17 protein-coding genes are annotated in these 18299 nt (G+C 68.8%); 16 read left to right on the forward strand and 1 reads right to left on the reverse strand.

Annotation, left to right across the window (positions count from 1 at the left end):
* The first annotated feature begins 32 nt into the window (after positions 1-32).
* The 16 genes from AU195_RS00325 to AU195_RS00400 are packed head-to-tail and all read left to right on the forward strand — an operon-like array spanning position 33 to position 17128.
* A complete protein-coding gene (locus AU195_RS00325; protein ID WP_502687304.1) occupies positions 33-1745 on the forward strand; it encodes an FAD-binding protein in 1713 nt (570 codons plus the stop codon).
* Positions 1742-3061 carry an LLM class flavin-dependent oxidoreductase gene (locus AU195_RS00330; RefSeq protein ID WP_059157073.1) on the forward strand — a complete coding sequence of 440 codons (1320 nt, stop codon included), beginning with the start codon at positions 1742-1744 and terminating at the stop codon, positions 3059-3061. Before AU195_RS00325 ends, AU195_RS00330 begins: the two co-directional genes overlap by 4 nt.
* A gap of 10 nt (positions 3062-3071) precedes the next feature.
* Positions 3072-3896: a coniferyl-alcohol dehydrogenase gene (locus AU195_RS00335; RefSeq protein ID WP_059157074.1), complete on the forward strand. Its 825-nt coding sequence runs from the start codon at positions 3072-3074 to the stop codon at positions 3894-3896.
* Between the two features lies 1 nt (position 3897).
* Positions 3898-4887, forward strand: coding sequence for a cyclase family protein (locus tag AU195_RS00340; RefSeq protein ID WP_059157075.1), 990 nt, complete (start codon positions 3898-3900; stop codon positions 4885-4887).
* An 11-nt stretch (positions 4888-4898) separates the two neighbouring features.
* Positions 4899-5480, forward strand: coding sequence for an NADPH-dependent FMN reductase (locus AU195_RS00345; RefSeq protein WP_059157337.1), 582 nt, complete (start codon positions 4899-4901; stop codon positions 5478-5480).
* Positions 5477-6319: an alpha/beta fold hydrolase gene (locus AU195_RS00350; RefSeq protein ID WP_059157076.1), complete on the forward strand. Its 843-nt coding sequence runs from the start codon at positions 5477-5479 to the stop codon at positions 6317-6319. The genes AU195_RS00345 and AU195_RS00350 overlap by 4 nt, the downstream gene beginning before the upstream one ends.
* Positions 6319-7167: an SDR family NAD(P)-dependent oxidoreductase gene (locus AU195_RS00355; protein ID WP_059157077.1), complete on the forward strand. Its 849-nt coding sequence runs from the start codon at positions 6319-6321 to the stop codon at positions 7165-7167. Before AU195_RS00350 ends, AU195_RS00355 begins: the two co-directional genes overlap by 1 nt.
* A complete protein-coding gene (locus AU195_RS00360; RefSeq protein WP_059157078.1) occupies positions 7164-7871 on the forward strand; it encodes a TetR/AcrR family transcriptional regulator in 708 nt (235 codons plus the stop codon). Before AU195_RS00355 ends, AU195_RS00360 begins: the two co-directional genes overlap by 4 nt.
* The gene (locus tag AU195_RS00365) at positions 7871-8065 is read left to right on the forward strand and encodes a ferredoxin (protein ID WP_059157079.1); all 195 of its coding nucleotides are present in this window, start codon (positions 7871-7873) and stop codon (positions 8063-8065) included. The genes AU195_RS00360 and AU195_RS00365 overlap by 1 nt, the downstream gene beginning before the upstream one ends.
* Before the next feature lies 1 nt (position 8066).
* Positions 8067-9305: a cytochrome P450 gene (locus tag AU195_RS00370; RefSeq protein ID WP_059157080.1), complete on the forward strand. Its 1239-nt coding sequence runs from the start codon at positions 8067-8069 to the stop codon at positions 9303-9305.
* A 34-nt stretch (positions 9306-9339) separates the two neighbouring features.
* On the forward strand, positions 9340-10509 hold the full coding sequence (locus AU195_RS00375) for an amidohydrolase family protein (RefSeq protein ID WP_059157081.1): 1170 nt from the start codon (positions 9340-9342) through the stop codon (positions 10507-10509).
* An 8-nt stretch (positions 10510-10517) separates the two neighbouring features.
* Positions 10518-11747 (forward strand): M24 family metallopeptidase, encoded by a 1230-nt coding sequence (locus tag AU195_RS00380; RefSeq protein ID WP_502687299.1) that lies wholly within the window; start codon positions 10518-10520, stop codon positions 11745-11747.
* Between the two features lie 10 nt (positions 11748-11757).
* Positions 11758-12894 (forward strand): M24 family metallopeptidase, encoded by a 1137-nt coding sequence (locus AU195_RS00385; protein WP_059157083.1) that lies wholly within the window; start codon positions 11758-11760, stop codon positions 12892-12894.
* Between the two features lie 10 nt (positions 12895-12904).
* A complete protein-coding gene (locus AU195_RS00390) occupies positions 12905-13870 on the forward strand; it encodes an enoyl-CoA hydratase/isomerase family protein (protein ID WP_059157084.1) in 966 nt (321 codons plus the stop codon).
* A 5-nt stretch (positions 13871-13875) separates the two neighbouring features.
* Entirely contained in the window at positions 13876-16305 is a 2430-nt protein-coding gene (locus AU195_RS00395) for a CaiB/BaiF CoA transferase family protein (RefSeq protein WP_059157338.1), read from the forward strand.
* 16 nt (positions 16306-16321) lie between these two features.
* Positions 16322-17128: an SDR family NAD(P)-dependent oxidoreductase gene (locus tag AU195_RS00400; RefSeq protein WP_059157085.1), complete on the forward strand. Its 807-nt coding sequence runs from the start codon at positions 16322-16324 to the stop codon at positions 17126-17128.
* Here AU195_RS00400 and AU195_RS00405 read toward each other — a convergent pair.
* The gene (locus AU195_RS00405) at positions 17125-18192 is read right to left on the reverse strand and encodes an NAD-dependent epimerase/dehydratase family protein (protein WP_059157086.1); all 1068 of its coding nucleotides are present in this window, start codon (positions 18190-18192) and stop codon (positions 17125-17127) included. The genes AU195_RS00400 and AU195_RS00405 overlap by 4 nt on opposite strands.
* Between the last annotated feature and the right edge of the window lie 107 nt (positions 18193-18299).

Raw genomic sequence — 18299 nt, forward strand, 5'->3', positions numbered from 1 at the left:
ACGTGCTGGTGGTCGGCTCAGGAGGCGGCGGGATGACGGCCGCGCTGACCGCGAATGCCTGCGGGCTCGACACCCTGGTGGTCGAGAAGGCCGCGCACTTCGGCGGGTCCACGGCGCTGTCGGGCGGCGGAATCTGGGTGCCCGGCGCGCCGTCTCAGCGCAAAGCCGGCTACACCCCGGATCCGGAGGCGGTCTTCGGGTATCTCAAGCAGATCACCGGCGGGCTGGTCAGCGATGCGCGGTTGCGCACCTACGTCGACGCCGCCCCGCAGATGATGGAGTTCCTCGAGAACCTCAGCCCCTGGTTCGAATTCGTGTGGAAGCCCGGTTACGCCGACTACTACCCGGAACTGCCGGGCGGCTCGGAACTCGGCAGCACGATCAACGTGCCCGCCATCGACCTGCGCGAACTCGGGGACGAGGAACAGCACCTGCTCCAGCCGCTGGCGCTGGCGCCGAAGGGGATCTGGTTCGCGCCCAAGGATCTTCGCCTCTTCTACCAGGTCCGGCAGAACTGGCGCGGTAAAGCCGTGCTGGTCAAGTTGATCTGGCGGATGGTGCGGGCGCGGGTGTTCGGCGACCGGATGGCCGCGATCGGCCAGTCGCTGGCCGCGCGGATGCGTCTGGCCATGAAGCAGGAGAACATCCCGCTGTGGCTGAGCGCCCCGATGACCGAACTGGTCACCGGTCCCGACGGCGAGGTGGTCGGTGCGGTCGTCGAGAAGGACGGGCGCGCCGTCCGTATCGGTGCGCGCCGCGGCGTCATCCTGGCCGCAGGCGGGTTCGACCACGACATGGACTGGCGCAGGCAGCATCTGCCGGTGCTGGAGAAGGACTGGAGCTTCGGCAACCCGGCCAACCTCGGTGACGGTATCCGCGCCGGCGAGAAGGTCGGCGCCGCAGTCGAACTGCTCGACGAGGCGTGGTGGTTCCCGGCGATGTGCTGGCCCGACGGCCGGTTGCAGTTCATGCTCAACGAACGCATGATGCCGGCGCAGTTCGTCGTCAACGGCGACGGCAGGCGCTTCATCAACGAGGCCGCGCCGTACATGGATTTCGCGCACGCGATGATCGACGGCCAGCGCTCCGGCGTCACCCACATCCCGTGCTGGCTGATCACCGACATCCGCTCGTTCCACCGCTACGTGGTGGGCGGCCACCTGCCCATCCCGAAGGTGCCGTTCGCCCCGGTGCCCACCGGCTGGAAGGTGCCCAAGGCGTGGCTGGACTCCGGCGTGGTCAAGGAAGCCCATTCGTGGGAGGAGATGGCGGGCAAGATCGGCGTGCCCGCCGAGAACCTGCGCCGGACCGCCGAACGGTTCGACGAACTCGCCCGCAAGGGGCACGACGACGACTTCAACCGCGGTGACAGCGCGTACGACAACTACTACGGCGACCCCACGCTGCCGAACCCCAACCTGCACCCGCTGGGCAAACCGCCGTACTACGCGTTCCAGATCATCCTCGGCGACCTCGGCACGTCCGGAGGCCTGCGCACCGACGAGCACGCCCGGGTGCTGCGCGACGACGACTCGGTGGTGCCCGGTCTGTATGCGGTGGGCAACAACTCCGCCGCCGTGATGGGCCGCAGCTACGCCGGCGCGGGCGCGACGATCGGCCCCGCCATGACGTTCGGCTACATCGCCGCCAAACACGCCGCCGCCCGACCTCAGTCCGTCTCCAGCCCATCACAGGACCACGCTCAACCCAGTCCAGGGCCGTCACCCATCGGAGGTAGCACATGAAAATCTCGCTGTTCTACGAATTCCCGCTGCCGCGGCCGTGGTCGGAGGATGACGAGCACCAGTTGTTCCAGCACGGCCTCGACGAGGTCGAGGCCGCCGACAAGGCGGGCTTCTCGACGGTCTGGCTGACCGAGCACCACTTCTTGGAGGAGTACTGCCACTCGACCGCGCCGGAGATGTTCCTCGCCGCGGCGAGCCAGCGCACCAAGGACATCCGGCTCGGCTTCGGCGTCATGCACCTGCCGCCGCCGATCAACCATCCCGCGCGGATCGCCGAGCGGATCGCCACCCTCGACCACCTGTCGAACGGCCGCGTCGAATTCGGCACCGGTGAGGGATCGTCCGTCGCCGAACTCGGCGGGTTCAACATCGACCCGGCCGACAAGCGCAGCATGTGGGAGGAGGCCCTCGAGGTCTCGATCCGCTGTATGACCGAGGCGCCGTTCACCGGGTTCAAGGGCGAACACGTCGAGATGCCCGCCCGCAACGTGATCCCCAAACCGCTGCAGAGCCCGCACCCGCCGGTCTGGGTCGCCTGCACCCGCCCGTCGTCGGTCGGAATGGCCGCCGAGAAGGCCATCGGCGCACTGAGTTTCGCCTACACCGGCCCGGAAGCCCTCAAGGACCGCGTCGACGGCTACTACAAGGACTTCGAGGAGAAGGGCACGCCGGTCACCCCGGCGATCAACCCGAACCTGCTGGCCATCGGCGGCGACCTGTCGATGATGGTGGCCAAGACCGACGAGGAGGCGCTCAAGCGGCTCGGCATCGGCGGCGGATTCTTCTCGTTCGGGATCATGCACTACTACCTGACCGGTATGCACACACCCGGGCGCACCGGCGTGTGGGAGCTCTACCAGGACGCGGTCAAAGAGGATCCGACCCTGGCGTACGGACCCGGCCGCGGCGCCATCGGCTCACCCGACACCGTGCGCGAATTCCTGCGGGGCTACGAGGCCAGCGGCGTCGACGAGATCATCCTGCTGCTCAACCCGCGCAGCCACGAGGGCACGATGGAGTCCATCGAGATCATGGGCAAGGAGATCCTGCCCGAGTTCATCGAACGCGACGAGAAAGCGGTCAAGGACAAGGCGAAGCGCCTCGCGCCGGTGATCGAGAAGGTCGAGGCCCGTCGCCAGCCGTCCGACGCGCCCATGTTCGACGAGACGTACTCGTTCGGCGGCCTGCCCACCGGCCGCGGCGGCAAGTTCACCGCGGGCGAGATCCCGGAGGCCATGGCCGAGATCAACGAGGGCCGGGTGAAGGCCGCCGAGCAGGAGAAGCAGGCCAGGGCCGTCAAGGAAGCGTCGGGCTAGGCCGACTCACGTGGGTGACATCGACCGGCTGTGGCGTTACGACGGTAAGCGGGTTGTCGTCACCGGGTGCGCGTCGGGTATCGGCGCGCACCTCGTGCGGCAGTTGAGCGAACTCGGCGCCGAGGTGGTGGGTCTGGACATGCGCAGGCCCGCGGTGGATCTCGACGAATTCGGCGAGCTCGACCTCTCGGACGAGGCATCCATCGATCACGCGGTGGGAACCATCGGCGGGGACGTCGACGTGTTGTTCAACGTGGCGGGCGTGTCCTCGGGCATCGGCGATCCGCCGCTGGTGGCGCGGATCAACTTCCTCGGCACCCGGCATCTCACCGAGTCACTGCTGCCGCGGATGCGGCCGGGATCGGCGATCGTCAGCGTGTCGTCGCTCGCCGCGGCGTCGTACCTCGACAACGCGCGCACCACGGCCGGACTGGTGCAGACGGCCACCATGGAGGACGGGATCGCCTGGTGCGCAGCGCATCCCGAGGAGCTCGCCGACGGCGGCTACCGGTTGGCCAAGGAGGCGCTCATCCTCTACACCATGCGCAGCGCCGGTCCGCTCGGCGCCCGCGGAGTCCGCATCAACTGCACGGGCCCCGGCGTCACCGAGACGCCGATCCTCGACCAGTTGCGCACCGCCTACGGACCGGCGTTCCTCGACGACATCCCCAAACCGCTCGGTCGGGTGTCGGATCCGGAGGAGCAGTCCGCGGTCCTGATATTCCTCGGCAGCAACGCCGCCAGCTACATCACCGGCCAGGTCATCTGGGTCGACGGTGGAAACCTCGCGGGCCGGGTGGCCGCGACCTTGGAAGAGACTTCAGAAGGGACGTGACGTGGCCACACTCGACGAATTCCGCCGCGCTGGGGACGCGCTGCGCAACTGGGGACGCTGGGGGGAGGCCGACGAACTCGGCACGCTGAACTTCATCACCGCGGACAAGGTGGCAGAGGGGGCGCGTCTGGTCCGGCACGGCAAGGTTTTCCCGCTCGGCGTCGACTTCGGCTCGGCCGGCCCGCAGGGGGCGTTCCAGTACCGGCCCAACCCGATGCACGTGATGACCGTCGACGGCGGCGACGCGAACACGCTGGTGCAGTACGGCCCTCAGTGGTTGAAGAACACCGTCGCCCAACAGCTCGCCGGGTATTTCGTCGACAACCCCTTCCGGTTCAACGACGACATGATCATCATGCCGTTGCAGGCGGCGACCCAGTGGGATGCGCTGTCGCACGTCTACTACGACGACCGGCTCTACAACGGGTTCCCGGCCGAGTCGGTGACCAGCCAGGGCGCGTTCCACTGCGGTATCGACAAGGTCGACAGCAAGGGCATCACCTCGCGCGGTGTCCTGCTGGACCTGGTGCGTCACCGCGGTGCGGACGTGTTCGTCGAACACGGTGAGCCGATCACCCCCGACGAACTCGACGAAGTGGTTCGCGCACAGGGGGTTTCGGTGGGCAGCGGCGACATCGTGCTGATCCGGACCGGCTGGTGGGACCGGTTCCTGGAGGCCGGTGACGGCACCGAACCGTACGCCGGGCTGGACTGGCGCTGCGCGTCGTGGCTGCACGAGCGGGAGGTGGCCGCGGTGGCCGCCGACAACCTCATGGTCGAGGATCCGGTGTCCGGGGTCGAGGGCACGATCCTGCCGATGCACATGCTGTGCCTGCGCGATATGGGCCTGATGCTCGGCGAGTACTGGGATCTGGGGGCGCTGGCCGCCGACTGCGCCGCCGACGGGGTGTACGAATTCCAGCTCATCGCACCGCCGTTACGGGTCACCGGTGCGGTCGGGGCGCCGCTCAATCCGATCGCCATCAAGTGACGGGGGAGACGATGACCGCGATAGACGACGGCCCGCTGGTGGTCGGGCTCGGCGGCACCCTGCGCGCCAACTCGTCGACGGAGCGGGCGGTGCGGTACTGCCTGGAGGCCGTCGAACGCCAGGGCGGGCGCACCCGGATGTTCGCCGGCCCCGACCTCGACCTGCCGATGTACGCACCGCACCAGCTCGAGCGCACCCCGGGTGCGCTGGAACTCGTTGCCGCGCTTAGGGATGCCGATGCGGTCGTCGTCGGGTCACCGGGGTACCACGGGGCGATCTCCGGTCTGGTGAAGAACGCGCTCGACTACATCGAGGATCTGCGGGAGGACCCGCGGGTCTATCTCGACAACACGCCGTGGGGCTGCATCAGCTGCGCGTACGGGTGGCAGGCGGCGGTGAACACGCTCGGGCAGTTGCGCTCGATCGGCCACGCGCTGCGGGCCTGGCCGACGCCGCTCGGTGTGGCGATCAACTCGGCGGACGCCATCTGGGACGACGGCGGAGTGCTGGTCGACGAACCGGTGCGCAACCAACTCGACCTGCTGGCCAATCAGGTGCTGACGTTCGCGCAGGCACACCGGACGGCGAAGTGAGCTTCCAGCGCAAGTCGGTCGCCGTCGACGGACTGACCACCGGCTATCTCGAAGCGGGACAGGGCGATCCGGTCGTGCTGCTGCACGGCGGGGAATTCGGCGCCTCCGCCGAACTCGGCTGGGAGCGCGTGATCGACGTACTGGCCGAGCGGTACCACGTGCTCGCTCCCGACATGCTGGGGTTCGGCCGGTCGGCGAAGGTCGTCGACTTCACCGACGGCCGCGGGATGCGAATCCGGCACATCGCCCGGTTCTGCGAGGTCCTCGGCGTGCGCTCGGCGCATGTCGTCGGCAACTCGATGGGGGCGATCAACCTGCTCGTCGACGCCACGTCCGGGGCGCCGGTGCTGCCCGCCCGCAGCCTCGTGGCGCTCTGCGGCGGCGGGACCATCCAGCGCAACGAGCACGCCGACGCCCTGTACGACTACGACGCGACGCTCGACGGGATGCGCAGGATCGTCACCGCGCTGTTCGCCGACCCGTCGTATGCCGCCGACGAGGACTACGTGCAGCGGCGCTACGAATCCTCCATCGCCCCGGGGGCCTGGGAATCGTTGGCGGCGGCACGGTTTCGCAGGCCCGGTCTGGAGCCGCCACCACCGCCGTCGGCCACCCGGCCGTACGACCGCATCGCCGTGCCCACCCTGATCGTCGAAGGGGAGCGCGACAAACTGCTGCCGCCGGGATGGGCCGCCGAGATCGCCGGCCAGATCCCCGGTGCGCGGTCGGCGGTCGTCCCCGCCGCCGGGCACTGCCCGCAGATCGAGCAACCGGCCGCGGTCACCGAGCTGCTCTTCGAGTTCTTCGCCGACGTCTCCCAACGAAAGGTGTCCGCCTGATGGTCACGCGACCCAACAACGAACTGCTCGGCAAGGTCGCGATCGTCACCGGGGGCGCATCGGGTATCGGCCGGGGGATCGCCGAACGGTTCGTCGCCGAGGGCGCCCAGGTCGTCATCGCCGACGTGCAGGACGAACTCGGCGAGGCCCTGGCGGCGCAGGCCGGTCCGAACGCCGTGTTCCACCACACCGACGTGGGCGACCAGGAACAGGTCCGAGCACTGGTGGACGTCGCGGTGGAACGGTTCGGCGCGCTGGACGTCATGGTCAACAACGCCGGCATCTCCAGCCCGCTGCGGCGCGGCCTGTTCAACGAGGACCTCGACGAGTTCGACCGGGTGATGCGGGTGAATCTGCTCAGCATCATGGCGGGGACCCGCGACGCGGGCCGGTACATGTCCGAGCACGGCGGCGGGTCGATCATCAACCTCTCCTCGATCGGCGGGATCCAGGCCGGCGGCGGGGTCCCGGTGTACCGGGCGTCCAAGGCGGCCATTCTGCACTTCACGAAGTGCGCGGCGATCGAGCTGGCGCACTACGAGATCCGGGTGAACTGCATCGCACCGGGCAACATCCCCACACCGATCCTGCAGTCCTCGGCCACCGGGGAGGACCGCGAGCGGCTCGAGAGGTTCGAGGCCAGGATCCGGGCGCAGATGCGCGACGACCGTCCACTCAAGCGCGAAGGCACGCCCGACGACGTCGCCGAAGCCGCGCTGTACCTGGCCACCGACCGTTCGCGGTACGTCACCGGCATCGTGCTGCCCGTCGAGGGCGGCACCATCGCCGGGAAGATCATCCCGCGCAAGGCCGAGCCCGCGTCCACCGCCAATGGCGGGCAGGCGTGACTTTAAATCAGTCGCTTGACTTAAGCCGTGCGCAAGAGTTGACTGTGAGCGTGACCACAGCGAGGACCGCGCGGGCCGAGCGTGCCAACAGCACCCAGGAGGCGATCCTGCGGGCCGCCGAACGTCTCTACGCCGAACACGGCGTGTTCGCCGTCTCCAACCGCCAGGTCAGCGAGGCGGCGGGACAGGGGAACAACGCCGCGGTCGGCTACCACTTCGGCACCAAGACCGACCTGGTCCGGGCCATCGAGTTCAAACACCGCGGGCCGATCGAGCGGCTGCGCGAGAAGATGGTGGCCGACCTCGGTCCGGCACCCGACATGCGCGACTGGGTGGCCTGTCTGGTCCGGCCGCTGACCGACCACCTGGCCGAACTCGGCAACCCGAGTTGGTATGCGCGGTTCGCCGCCCAGGTGATGACCGACCCCGCCTACCACAGCATGATCGTGCGCGACGCGCTGTCGTCGCCGTCGCTGGTCGAGGTGATCAACGGGATCGCCGGGTGCCTGCCGGACCTGCCGCCCGACGTCCGCGCCGAACGCAACGTCATGGGGCGGAACCTGTTGATGCACAGCTGCGCCGAGCGTGAGCGCGGCCTCGCCGAAGGTGTGGCAGTACCGCGCGCCTCCTGGGCGGCGGCGGCGTCGGGTCTCATCGACGCGATCGTCGGGCTCTGGCAGGCCCCCGTCACCGAGGTGCCCTGATGCGGGTCACCGTCGACCAGGACAAGTGCGTGTCGTCGGGCCAGTGCGTGCTCAACGCCTCCGACGTCTTCGACCAGCGTGACGACGACGGGGTCGTCGAACTGCTCGTCGAACACCCAGACCCCGACCAGGAGGCGGACGTGCGCAACGCGGCCGCCGCCTGCCCAGCCCTAGCCATCCACCTCGAGGAGTGATGTGTCGGACACGTTGACCGGAACCGCCGAAGTCTCCGCTGACATCCCGGACTATCCGATGGAACGCGCGGCGGCCTGCCCGTTCGCACCACCGCCGCAGATGCTCGAAATGGGCGCGGCCACACCGCTTTCACGCGTGCGGATCTGGGACGGCAGCACCCCGTGGCTGATCACCGGCCATGCGGTGGCCCGTGAGCTGTTCGCCGACTCGCGCGTCAGCGTCGACGACCGCCTGCCGGGTTTCCCGCACTGGAACGAGCACATGCTGTCCACGGTCAACAAGCGCCCGCGGTCGGTGTTCACCTCGGACGCCGAGGAGCACACCCGGTTCCGCCGGATGCTGTCGAAGCCGTTCACCTTCAAGCGCGTCGAGGGTCTGCGCCCGGTGATCCAGCAGGTGACCGACGAGTGCCTCGACGAGATCCTGGCCGGCCCGCAGCCCGCCGACATGGTCGCCAAACTCGCGCTGCCGGTGCCGACCAGGGTGATCAGCGACATGCTCGGCGTGCCGTACGAAGACCACGAGTTCTTCCAGCACCACGCCAACGTCGGGCTGGCCCGCTACGCCAGCGCCGCCGACGGTCAGAAGGGGGCGATGAGCCTCCACAAGTATTTGATCGACCTCGTCGAGAAGAAGATGGAGAACCCCGCCGAGGACGCGGTGTCCGACCTGGCCGAGCGGGTCACGGCCGGTGAGATCAGCGTCAAGGAGGCCGCCCAGTTGGGCACCGGCCTGTTGATCGCCGGGCACGAGACCACCGCCAACATGATCGGTATCGGCATCCTCGCGCTGATCGAGAACCCCGAGCAGGCCGACTTCCTGCGCGACACAGACGATCCGAAGGCCATCGCCAACGCCGTCGAGGAGTTGATGCGTTACCTGTCGATCATCCAGAACGGGCAGCGGCGCGTCGCGACCGAGGACATCGATATCGCCGGGGAGACGATCCGCGCGGGAGAGGGGATCATTCTCGACCTCGCCCCGGCGAACTGGGACGCCACCGCCTATCCCGAACCCGACAAGCTGGACCTTCGCCGCGACGCCGGTCAGCAGCTCGGCTTCGGCTACGGCCGCCACCAGTGCGTCGGACAGCAGCTCGCCCGCGCCGAACTGCAGATCGTCTTCCACACTCTGCTGCGCCGCATCCCGACGATGCGCCTGGCCATCCCGTTCGACGAGGTGCCGTTCAAACACGACCGCCTCGCCTACGGCGTCTACGAACTTCCCGTGACCTGGTAACAGGTTGTCCGACAGTCCGATTGGAGTGCCTCAGATGTCAGCCCCCAGCACCACCCTCTATCCACCCGAAGGCTTCGGCGCCCCCAAGCACCGGCAAGGCCACTCGACCGGCCAGGTGACCGGCCTCCCCGCGGGCACCGAGATCTTCTCGGCCGACAACCACATCTCCGTCGCCGACGACATCTTCTACGAACGCTTCCCCGAGGAGCTCAAGGGCGCCGCCCCGCGCATCTGGTACGAAGACGGCGCCTACATGGTCGGCATGAAGGGCAAGGCCTGGACCGGCGGAGATTTCGGCCGGGTGCTGATGCAATACGACGACCTGGCCGGCGCGGCGTCGAACAACATCGAGGCCCGGATCCGCGAGCTCAAAGAGGACGGCATCGACAAGGAGCTCGCCTTCCCGAACGCGGTGCTGGCGCTGTTCCACTACCCGGACAAGGGTCTGCGGGAGCGGGTGTTCCGCATCTACAACGAGCACATCGCCGATCTCCAGGAGCGCTCCAACGGCCACTTTTACGGTGTCGGCCTGATCAACTGGTGGGATCCCAAGGGCACCCGCAGCACCCTCGAGGAGCTGAAGTCGTTGGGGCTGCGCACGTTCCTGCTGCCCCTGAACCCGGGTAAGGACGACGACGGCAACATCTACGACTACGGCAGCACCACGATGGACGCGGTCTGGGACGAGATCGAGGCCGCCGGCCTGCCGGTCACCCATCACATCGGCGAGACGCCGCCGAAGACGCCGTGCCAGAACAACAGCGTCGTGGTCGGCATGATGGTCAACGTCGACTCGTTCCGCGAACAGTTCGCCAAATACGTCTTCTCCGGCATCCTCGACCGCCACCCGTCACTGAAGGTCGGCTGGTTCGAGGGCGGGATCGCCTGGGTGCCCACCGCGTTGCAGGACGCCGAGCACATGCTGGCCTCCTACCGGCACATGTTCAACCACCAGCTCGAACACGACGTGCGCCACTACTGGGACCACCACATGAGCGCATCGTTCATGGTCGACCCGCTCGGCCTGCGCCTGATCGACCGCATCGGCGTCGACAACGTGATGTGGTCGAGCGACTACCCGCACAACGAGAGCACGTTCGGTTACTCGGAGAAGTCGTTGGCCACCGTCGTCGAGGCGGTCGGCCCGGAGGACGCGGTCAAGATCGTCAGCGGCAACGTGCAGAAGTTCCTGGGGCTTCAGTGACAGCGACCATGACAGCCGGTTCTGCGCTCCTCGACATTCCCGACGTCCCCGACCGCGCCAGGATGTACCGCGAATGCGGCGCGCGGCTGCGGGCGTCGATGCGGGAGAAGGGCGTCGACGCCCTGGTCCTGCTCGGCAACGGCAACGTGGTCTACGCGACCGGCGCCAGCTGGCCGCTGCTCGACGCTGGACTCTCGCACGTCGAACGTCCGGTGGCCATCGTGCTGGCCGACGACGAGCACCCGCACCTGTACATGCCGTTCCGCGAGGGCAGCGCGTTCGACTCCGAGGTCCCCGACGACCACGTGCACGGACCGCTGTACCTCGAATTCGACGAGGGCGTGGACCGGTTCGCGCAGGTGTTGGCCGACCTGATCCCGGCGGGCGCCACGGTCGCCGTCGACGAGTTGACCGGAGCGATGCGCCGCGCCGCGGACCGGCTTTTCCCGGCCGGTCCGCCGTCGGACGCCGCTCAGGTGGTCGGACCGGCCAAGCTCGTCAAGACCATCGACCAGATCGCCGGCGTCCGACGGGCCTGCCGCATCACCGAACAGGCGCTCCTCGACGTCCAGCCGGCGGTCGCCCCCGGCGTGAGCCAGATGGACCTCTCGGCGCGCTTCGTCCGGCGGGCGTTCGAACTCGGTGCGACCACGAACATGATCGAGGCGATCTGGCAGGTGATGCCGACGACTCGTAGCAGCGGTGCGGTGTGGACCACCACCGGTGACCTGGCGCTGCCCCTGCTGCCCACGGAGAAGCCCCTGGCCAAGGGCGACGTGTTGTGGACGGACATCAGCATCACGTTCGAGGGGTACTGCTCCGACTGGGGGCGTACCTGGGTGGTGGGCGAGGACCCCACGCCCGAACAGAACGCGAACTTCGCGAAATGGCGCGAGATCCTCGACGCCGTCCTGGCCGTGACGAAAGCGGGCGCCACGTCGGGCGACCTGGCGCGCGCCGCGATCGCCGCGAACGGGGGGAAGAAACCGTGGCTGCCGCATTTCTACCTCGGCCACGGAATCGGCACCAACGCGGCTGAGATGCCGATGATCGGAACCGATCTCGGCGAGGAGTTCGACGACAACTTCGTGTTCCCGGCGAACATGCTGTTGGTGCTGGAACCCGTCGTCTGGGAGGACGGCACGGGGGGCTACCGCAGCGAGGAGATCGTGATCATCACCGAGGACGGCTACCAGTCGATCACCGATTACCCCTACGCCCCCTACGGACTGAACTGAGACGCGCGACATGGCAATCGAAATCGTCTGTGACGACCTCGCCCTCCGCACCGGCCGGCGCGAACGCGCGCTGGCCCAGATGGAGGCCCACGACTTGGACGTGCTCGTGCTGGGCCGCCAGGCCAACGTGCGCTACGTGACCGGCGCGCCGCAGCTCTGGGTCGCGGGCACCCGCCCGTTCGCGCCGATCTGCGTGGTCGTCCGGGCCACCGGCGAGATCCACCTCAACAGCAGCTGGGACGAGGGCATCCCGGAGGAGATCGGCCACGATCGGCTGTACGGGCTGGCCTGGAACCCGATGACGATCATCGAGGTACTCAAGGGCATCAAGGGCGCTCACGACGCGAAACGTGTCGGGACCGATGCGATCTCACCGACATTCGCGCAGCTGCTGCCGATCGCGTTCCCGAACGCCGAACTCGTCGACGCCGAGACCGCGATGAAGGCTGCGCGCCGCACGAAGACCGCCGACGAACTGCGCGTGCTGCGCGGCGCGCTGACCGTCGCCGAACGCGGCCTGGCCGCGGCCGTGTCCGAAATCGCGGTGGGAACCACCGAACAGGCGCTCAACGGCGTGCTCATGGAGGCGATGACGGCGGGCGGCTACAGCACCTCGGCCACCCAGGACGGGGCGTGGATCACCTCGCGCGAGCACGCCTGGCGCGTCGGTCGGCGCGATCGCCGGATCGCCGAGGGCGACCTGGTGGCGTTCGCGGCGGGGGCGCTGGCCGACGGTTACGTCGGCGAGGTCGGCCGCACCTGGCCGGTCGGTGACGTCCCCGGCGCGGATGCGCTGTTCGGCCGCTCGAACGACCTGGTGGAACGTCTGATCGACGTCTGCCGTCCCGGTGCGTCGGCGGCCGACCTGCTCACCGCCTACGAGGCCGCGGGCGAGGCGCTGCCGCCGATTCCCGTGGCGCACGGCCTCGGATTGGGCTTCGATCCGCCGGTGATCTCGCCGGACCTGCCGCAGACCTCGGCCGACGAGCGCCTCGACCCTGGCACGGTGCTGGCGGTCACGGCGTATGTGTGGGAGCCGGGCGTCGGCGCGGTCTTCCACCGCGACGCCGTGCTGATCGGCGACGACGGACCCGAAGTGTTGACGTCCAGCCCCGGGTGGGCGCAGACAACCGCCGGAATCGGCTGAGAGGAACCACGTGTCGGAGAGCAGGCGGCCGTCTCCCGAGGAGATCATCCTCTACGAGAAGAATCCGAAGACCAAGATCGCGACCATCACGTTCAACCGGCCCGAGTTCCTCAACGCGCCGACATCGTTGGCGCGACTGCGGTACGCGGACGTGTTGCGCGCGGCCAACGCCGACAACGACGTCAAGGTGGTGATCATCCGCGGCGTCGGCGACAACCTGGGCAGCGGTGCCGATCTGCCGGAGTTCATGGAGGGCAACGACAACCCGGCGGCGCGCCTGGCCGAGCTGCGGCTCGAGGACGACGGTGTGGGGGAGGTGACCTATCCGCCGAAGGGCACGTTCCGCAACGGGGCCACCATCAGCTCGTGGTACGCCAACTCCCAGGCCGGCAACCGGGCGCTGCAGGATTTCAAGAAGATCAGCATCGTCGAGGCCAAGGGCTACTGCTACGGCTGGCACTTCTACCAGTGTGCCGACGCCGATCTGGTGATCTCCTCCGACGACGCGCTGTTCGGTCATCCGTCGTTCCGCTATCACGGCTGGGGTCCGCGGATGTGGACGTGGGTGCAGATGATGGGGCTGCGCAAGTTCCAGGAGATGGTCTTCACCGGCCGCCCGTTCACCGCCGCCGAGATGTATGACTGCAACTTCCTCAACAAGGTGGTGGCGCGCGACCAGTTGGAGGCCGAGACCGAGAAGTACGCGCTGGCGTGCGCACGGAACCGCCCGGTGGACACCGTGTTCCAGCAGAAGATGTTCTTCGAGATCTTCAAGCAGCAGCAGGGCGAGTACATGGGCAGTCTGCTGTCGGCGTTCTTCGAGTCGATGGGCAACGGTGTCGCCAACGACAGCGACGACGATCTGGACATGTTCGAGTCGATCGACTCCGGGCTGTCGGCCGCGGTCAACGACAACGACAGCAAGTTCCCGCCCGAATTCCGGTTGAGCAAGCGCAACCGGGCCAAGAAGGACTAGGGCTGCTGTTGTCCGAGCCTCCGCTCTCCGGCTTCGTCGTCGTCGACCTGTCCACTGGGATCGCCGGCGGCTACTGCACGAAACTGCTCGCCGACGGCGGCGCCGAGGTGGTGAAGGTCGAGCCGCCCGAGGGTGATCCGCTGCGCCGCTGGTCGGCGTCGGGTGCCGACACCGGCGGTGACGGCGCACTGTTCTCGTACCTGGCGTGCTCGAAGCGCAGCGTGGTGGCCGACCCCACCGAATCCTCGGCCACCGCGTTCGTCGACGATCTGCTGGCGTCGGCCGATGCGGTGGTGTGGTCGCGCGGGTCGGCGGTCGCCGAGCATCCCGACTTCGCGCCGGCCGCGATGCACCGGCGCCACCCCGACCTGATCGTCACCGCGATCACCCCGTTCGGCCTCGACGGCCCGTGGACGGACCGTCCGGCAACGGAATTCACGCTGCAGGCGTGGTCGGGCGGGATCGTCGGGCTGGGCCGCGGCGCCCCGGACCGTGCGCCGGTGTACGTCGGCGGACAGATCGGCGAGTACCTCGCCGGTGCGTACGCGAGCGCCGCGACGCTGGCCGGCCGGGCCCGCGGTGTCGGCGAGCTGATCGACCTGTCGATGCTCGAGACGCAGATCCTCGGCCTCACCTACTATCCGGTGACCTACCACCAGATGCTGGACCGGCCATGGCGTGACGCCCGCAAACTCACCGTGCCCGGGATCGCCCGCGCCAAGGACGGTCTGGTCGACATCGGTTGCGGCACCGCCCAGCAGTGGTTCGATCTGTGCGCGATGACCGGACACGACGAGTGGATCGACGAGAACTCGCCGCTGTCGATCACCGAACAGGCCAACGAGAAGGCCGAGGAGCTCTACGCCTGGGTGGGCGAGCAGACCGTGGACGAGATCCGCGACCTCGCGTCGGCGTTCCGCATCCCCAACGCGCCGGTGGCCAACGGCGAGAACGTCGCCACCCTCGACCACTACGTCGAACGCGGCTCGTTCGTCACCAATCCGCGCGACGGGTTCACCCAGCCCGGCCCGCCCTACCGGCTGACCCCGCCGGTCCTGCGCGCCCCGCAACCCGCCCCGCGCCTGGGCGAGCACACCGACACCTATCGCCGAAACGAACAAACGGGTCAAAAAAAGGCCCGTTTCGGCGCCCAAATGTCCGTTTCGGCGCAATCTTCGGCGCAATCTTCGGCGCAGCCGGGGTTGCCGTTCGAGGGGCTGCGCGTGCTCGACCTGACGACGTTCTGGGCGGGTCCGTCGTGCACCCACATCCTGGCTCTGCTCGGCGCCGAGGTCATCCACGTCGAGTCCACCCGCCGCCCGGACGGCACCCGGCTGATCGCCGGCATCCCCGCCACCGAAGAGCAGTGGTGGGAGAAGTCGCCGATCTTCTCGGGGCTGAACACCAACAAGAAGGGGATCACCCTCGACCTGCACACCCCGCGCGGACGTGAACTGCTCAACCGCCTGATCGAGACCTCCGACGTGGTCGTCGAGAACTTCACCCCCAGGGTGCTCGACCACCTCGGCCTCGACTTCGCCGCCGTCTCGGCGTTGCGCCCCGACGCGATCATGCTGCGGATGCCCGGCTTCGGGCTCGACGGGCCGTGGCGGGACAACCCGGCGTTCGCGTACGTCATCGAGGCCGCGGCCGGAATCAGTTGGCTCACCGGCTATGCCGACCGCAACCCCAACGAGCCGTACTCGGTGGGTGATCCCAACGCCGGAGTCCACGCGCTCAACGGTCTGCTGCTGGCGCTCGAGCACCGGCGTCGCACCGGACAGGGCGTCCTGGTCGAGGCCGCCATGGTGGACGCCGCGCTCAACGTCGCGGCCGAACAGGTCATCGAGTACAGCGCCTACGGAGCGCTGCTCCAGCGCGCGGGCAACCGCGGGCCGACCGCGGCACCGCAGAACCTCTACCGCAGCAGCGACATCGACGAGTTCGGCAGGCCCGACAGCTGGGTCGCGATCGCCGTGGCCACCGACGCACAGTGGGATGCGTTGTGCGCGGCCATCGGCGCCGCCGACTGGGCGTCGGACCGCGCGCTCGCGACCCGGGACGGCCGCCGCGCCGCGCACGACGACATCGACGAACGCCTCGCGCAGTGGTGCGGGGAGCGCAGCGCCGACGACATCGTCGAATGCCTATGGCAGGCAGGTGTTCCGGTGGCGAAGGTGATGCAACCGCACCGGCAGACCGAACTGCCGCAACTCTCCCACCGCGGCTTCTTCGAAGAGGTCGGCCACCCGGTGAACCGTCCGACGCCACACAGTTCGCTGCCGTTCCGGCTGTCGGCCGGGCCGCAGCGCTTCCACCGCCACCCGGCGCCCCTGCTCGGGCAGCACACCGAGGAACTTCTCACCGAACTGGGGCTGACGGCGGACGAAATCGCCCAACTCGCCGCCGACAAGGTGATCGGCCACACCGTCTGACTGGTTGACTCACGCCATGGCCATCGACCCGTCCGGCATCCTGCTCACCGACCGTGTCGCCGTCGTCACCGGCGGGGGCACCGGTATCGGCCTCGGCATCGCCGCGGGCCTCGCGGCGTTCGGCGCCCGGGTGGCGATCTGGGAGCGCGACGCCGACCGCTGCACGGCCGCCGCCGAATCCGTCGGCGGCCTCGGCATCGTCACCGACGTTCGCGACTCCGACCAGGTGACGGCGGCCCTCGACCGCACCGCCGCCGAACTGGGCACCGTGACGATCCTGGTCAACAACGCGGGCGGCACGTTCTCCTCACCGCTGCTGGAGACCAGCGAAAACGCCTGGGACGCACTGTACAAAGCCAATCTGCGCCACGTCCTGATGTGTACGCAGCGGGTCGCGCGGAAGATGGTCGCCGCCGGGGTCGGTGGCAGCGTCATCACCGTGACATCGATCGAAGGGGTGCGTGCCGCACCGGGATACGCTGCGTACGCGGCCGCCAAGGCCGGCGTCATCAACTACACGCAGACGGCCGCATTCGAACTGGCCCAGCACGGTATCCGGGTCAACGCGCTGGCACCCGACGTCATCGTCACCGAGGGACTGATGGCGCTGTCACCCGACGGCCTGCCCGCGGGCATCGGTGACGCGATACCGATGGGACGGCCCGGCACCGTCGACGAGATCGCCGGGGCGGCGGTGTTCCTGGCGTCCGATCTGGCCGGATACATCACCGGTCAGACGCTGCACGTCGACGGCGGCACGCACGCGGCGGGCGGCTGGTACCGGCATCCGCGGACGGGCGCGCCCACCCTGGGGCCGGGTTAGCGGGGCCGGTCGAGCCCCGGTTCGCCGAGCCGGGAGCGGATCGCGGCCCAAGGGTCGGCGTACTTGCCCGGCATGTTCCGGTAGGCGGACTGGCGGGCGACGAATATCCGCGCCAGCGGCGCGAGCAGCTGTATCGGGTAGCGCAGCAGCCCCACCTGACCGCGCATCTCGGCGAGCATGTCGGGCCACGAATGATGTTGGAACTGCAGGGCTTCCTGCGCCCGTGCCGTGTCCATCCAGTCGGTGATGAACCAGGCCTCGTCGCGGTCGGGGTCACCCGGACGGCCGGGCGGCAGTGCTCCGGCCAACCCGCGGGCGCCCGCGAGCGCGGCCCCGACCTCGCCCTGACGGATCTTGTGGGTGTCGTCCCCGGCGATGAGCAGGATCTCGCCCACGACGTCGGCGGTGGTGGCCGCGGCGAACGCCCACGCGACGTCACGCACGTCGACGCTGTGGAGCCGTCCGTCGGTCGGCAGTGCGCTCTCGAAGAACAACGCGTCGGTGGTGAACGGCATGGCCTTCGGGTCGACACTGAGCACGCCGCCGAGACGCAGCACCACCCACTGGAGGCTCGACGCGCGCACGATCTCCTCGGCCTCGAGCTTGTGCCCGCCGTACAGTTCGGTCGGATTCGGCGGGGTGTCCGCGCTGACCGGGTCGGTGTGCCGGTGCGGGTTGCGGGCGCCGTACACCGCGTTGCTCGAGGCCTGGACGAAGCGGGGCGGCTGCGGCAGCGCCTCGGCCGCCCGCACCAGCGTCGCGGTGGCGTCCACGTTGACCTTCCGCGCCACCTTCGGGTTGCGATAGATCGGCGGCGGGATCACGGCGGCGAGGTGGATGATCGCGGACGGAGCCACCTCAGCGAGTAGCCCGTCGACCTGTGCGGCGTCGGTGAGGTCCGCCCAGCGCGCCTCGGCGCCGTCGGGCAGCGACGCGGCGGCCTTGCGGTTGGCATCCGTCTGGAGGTCGGTCGCGACCACCCGCCGGCCCAGTTCGGCCAACCGGCGCACCGTCTGCGAACCGACCAGGCCGAAACCGCCGGTAACGAGCACCGCGTCTGACATTGTTCTCCTACGAGGTCGTCACGCAGAACAGGTGATTATGGTGTTCTCCTTTAGCGAGAGTAACGTATTCGCTGATCCGAAAGGATCGCCAGCCGTCAGGGGGAGCC

The organism is Mycobacterium sp. IS-1496, assembly GCF_001499995.1.
Lineage (GTDB): Bacteria > Actinomycetota > Actinomycetes > Mycobacteriales > Mycobacteriaceae > Mycobacterium.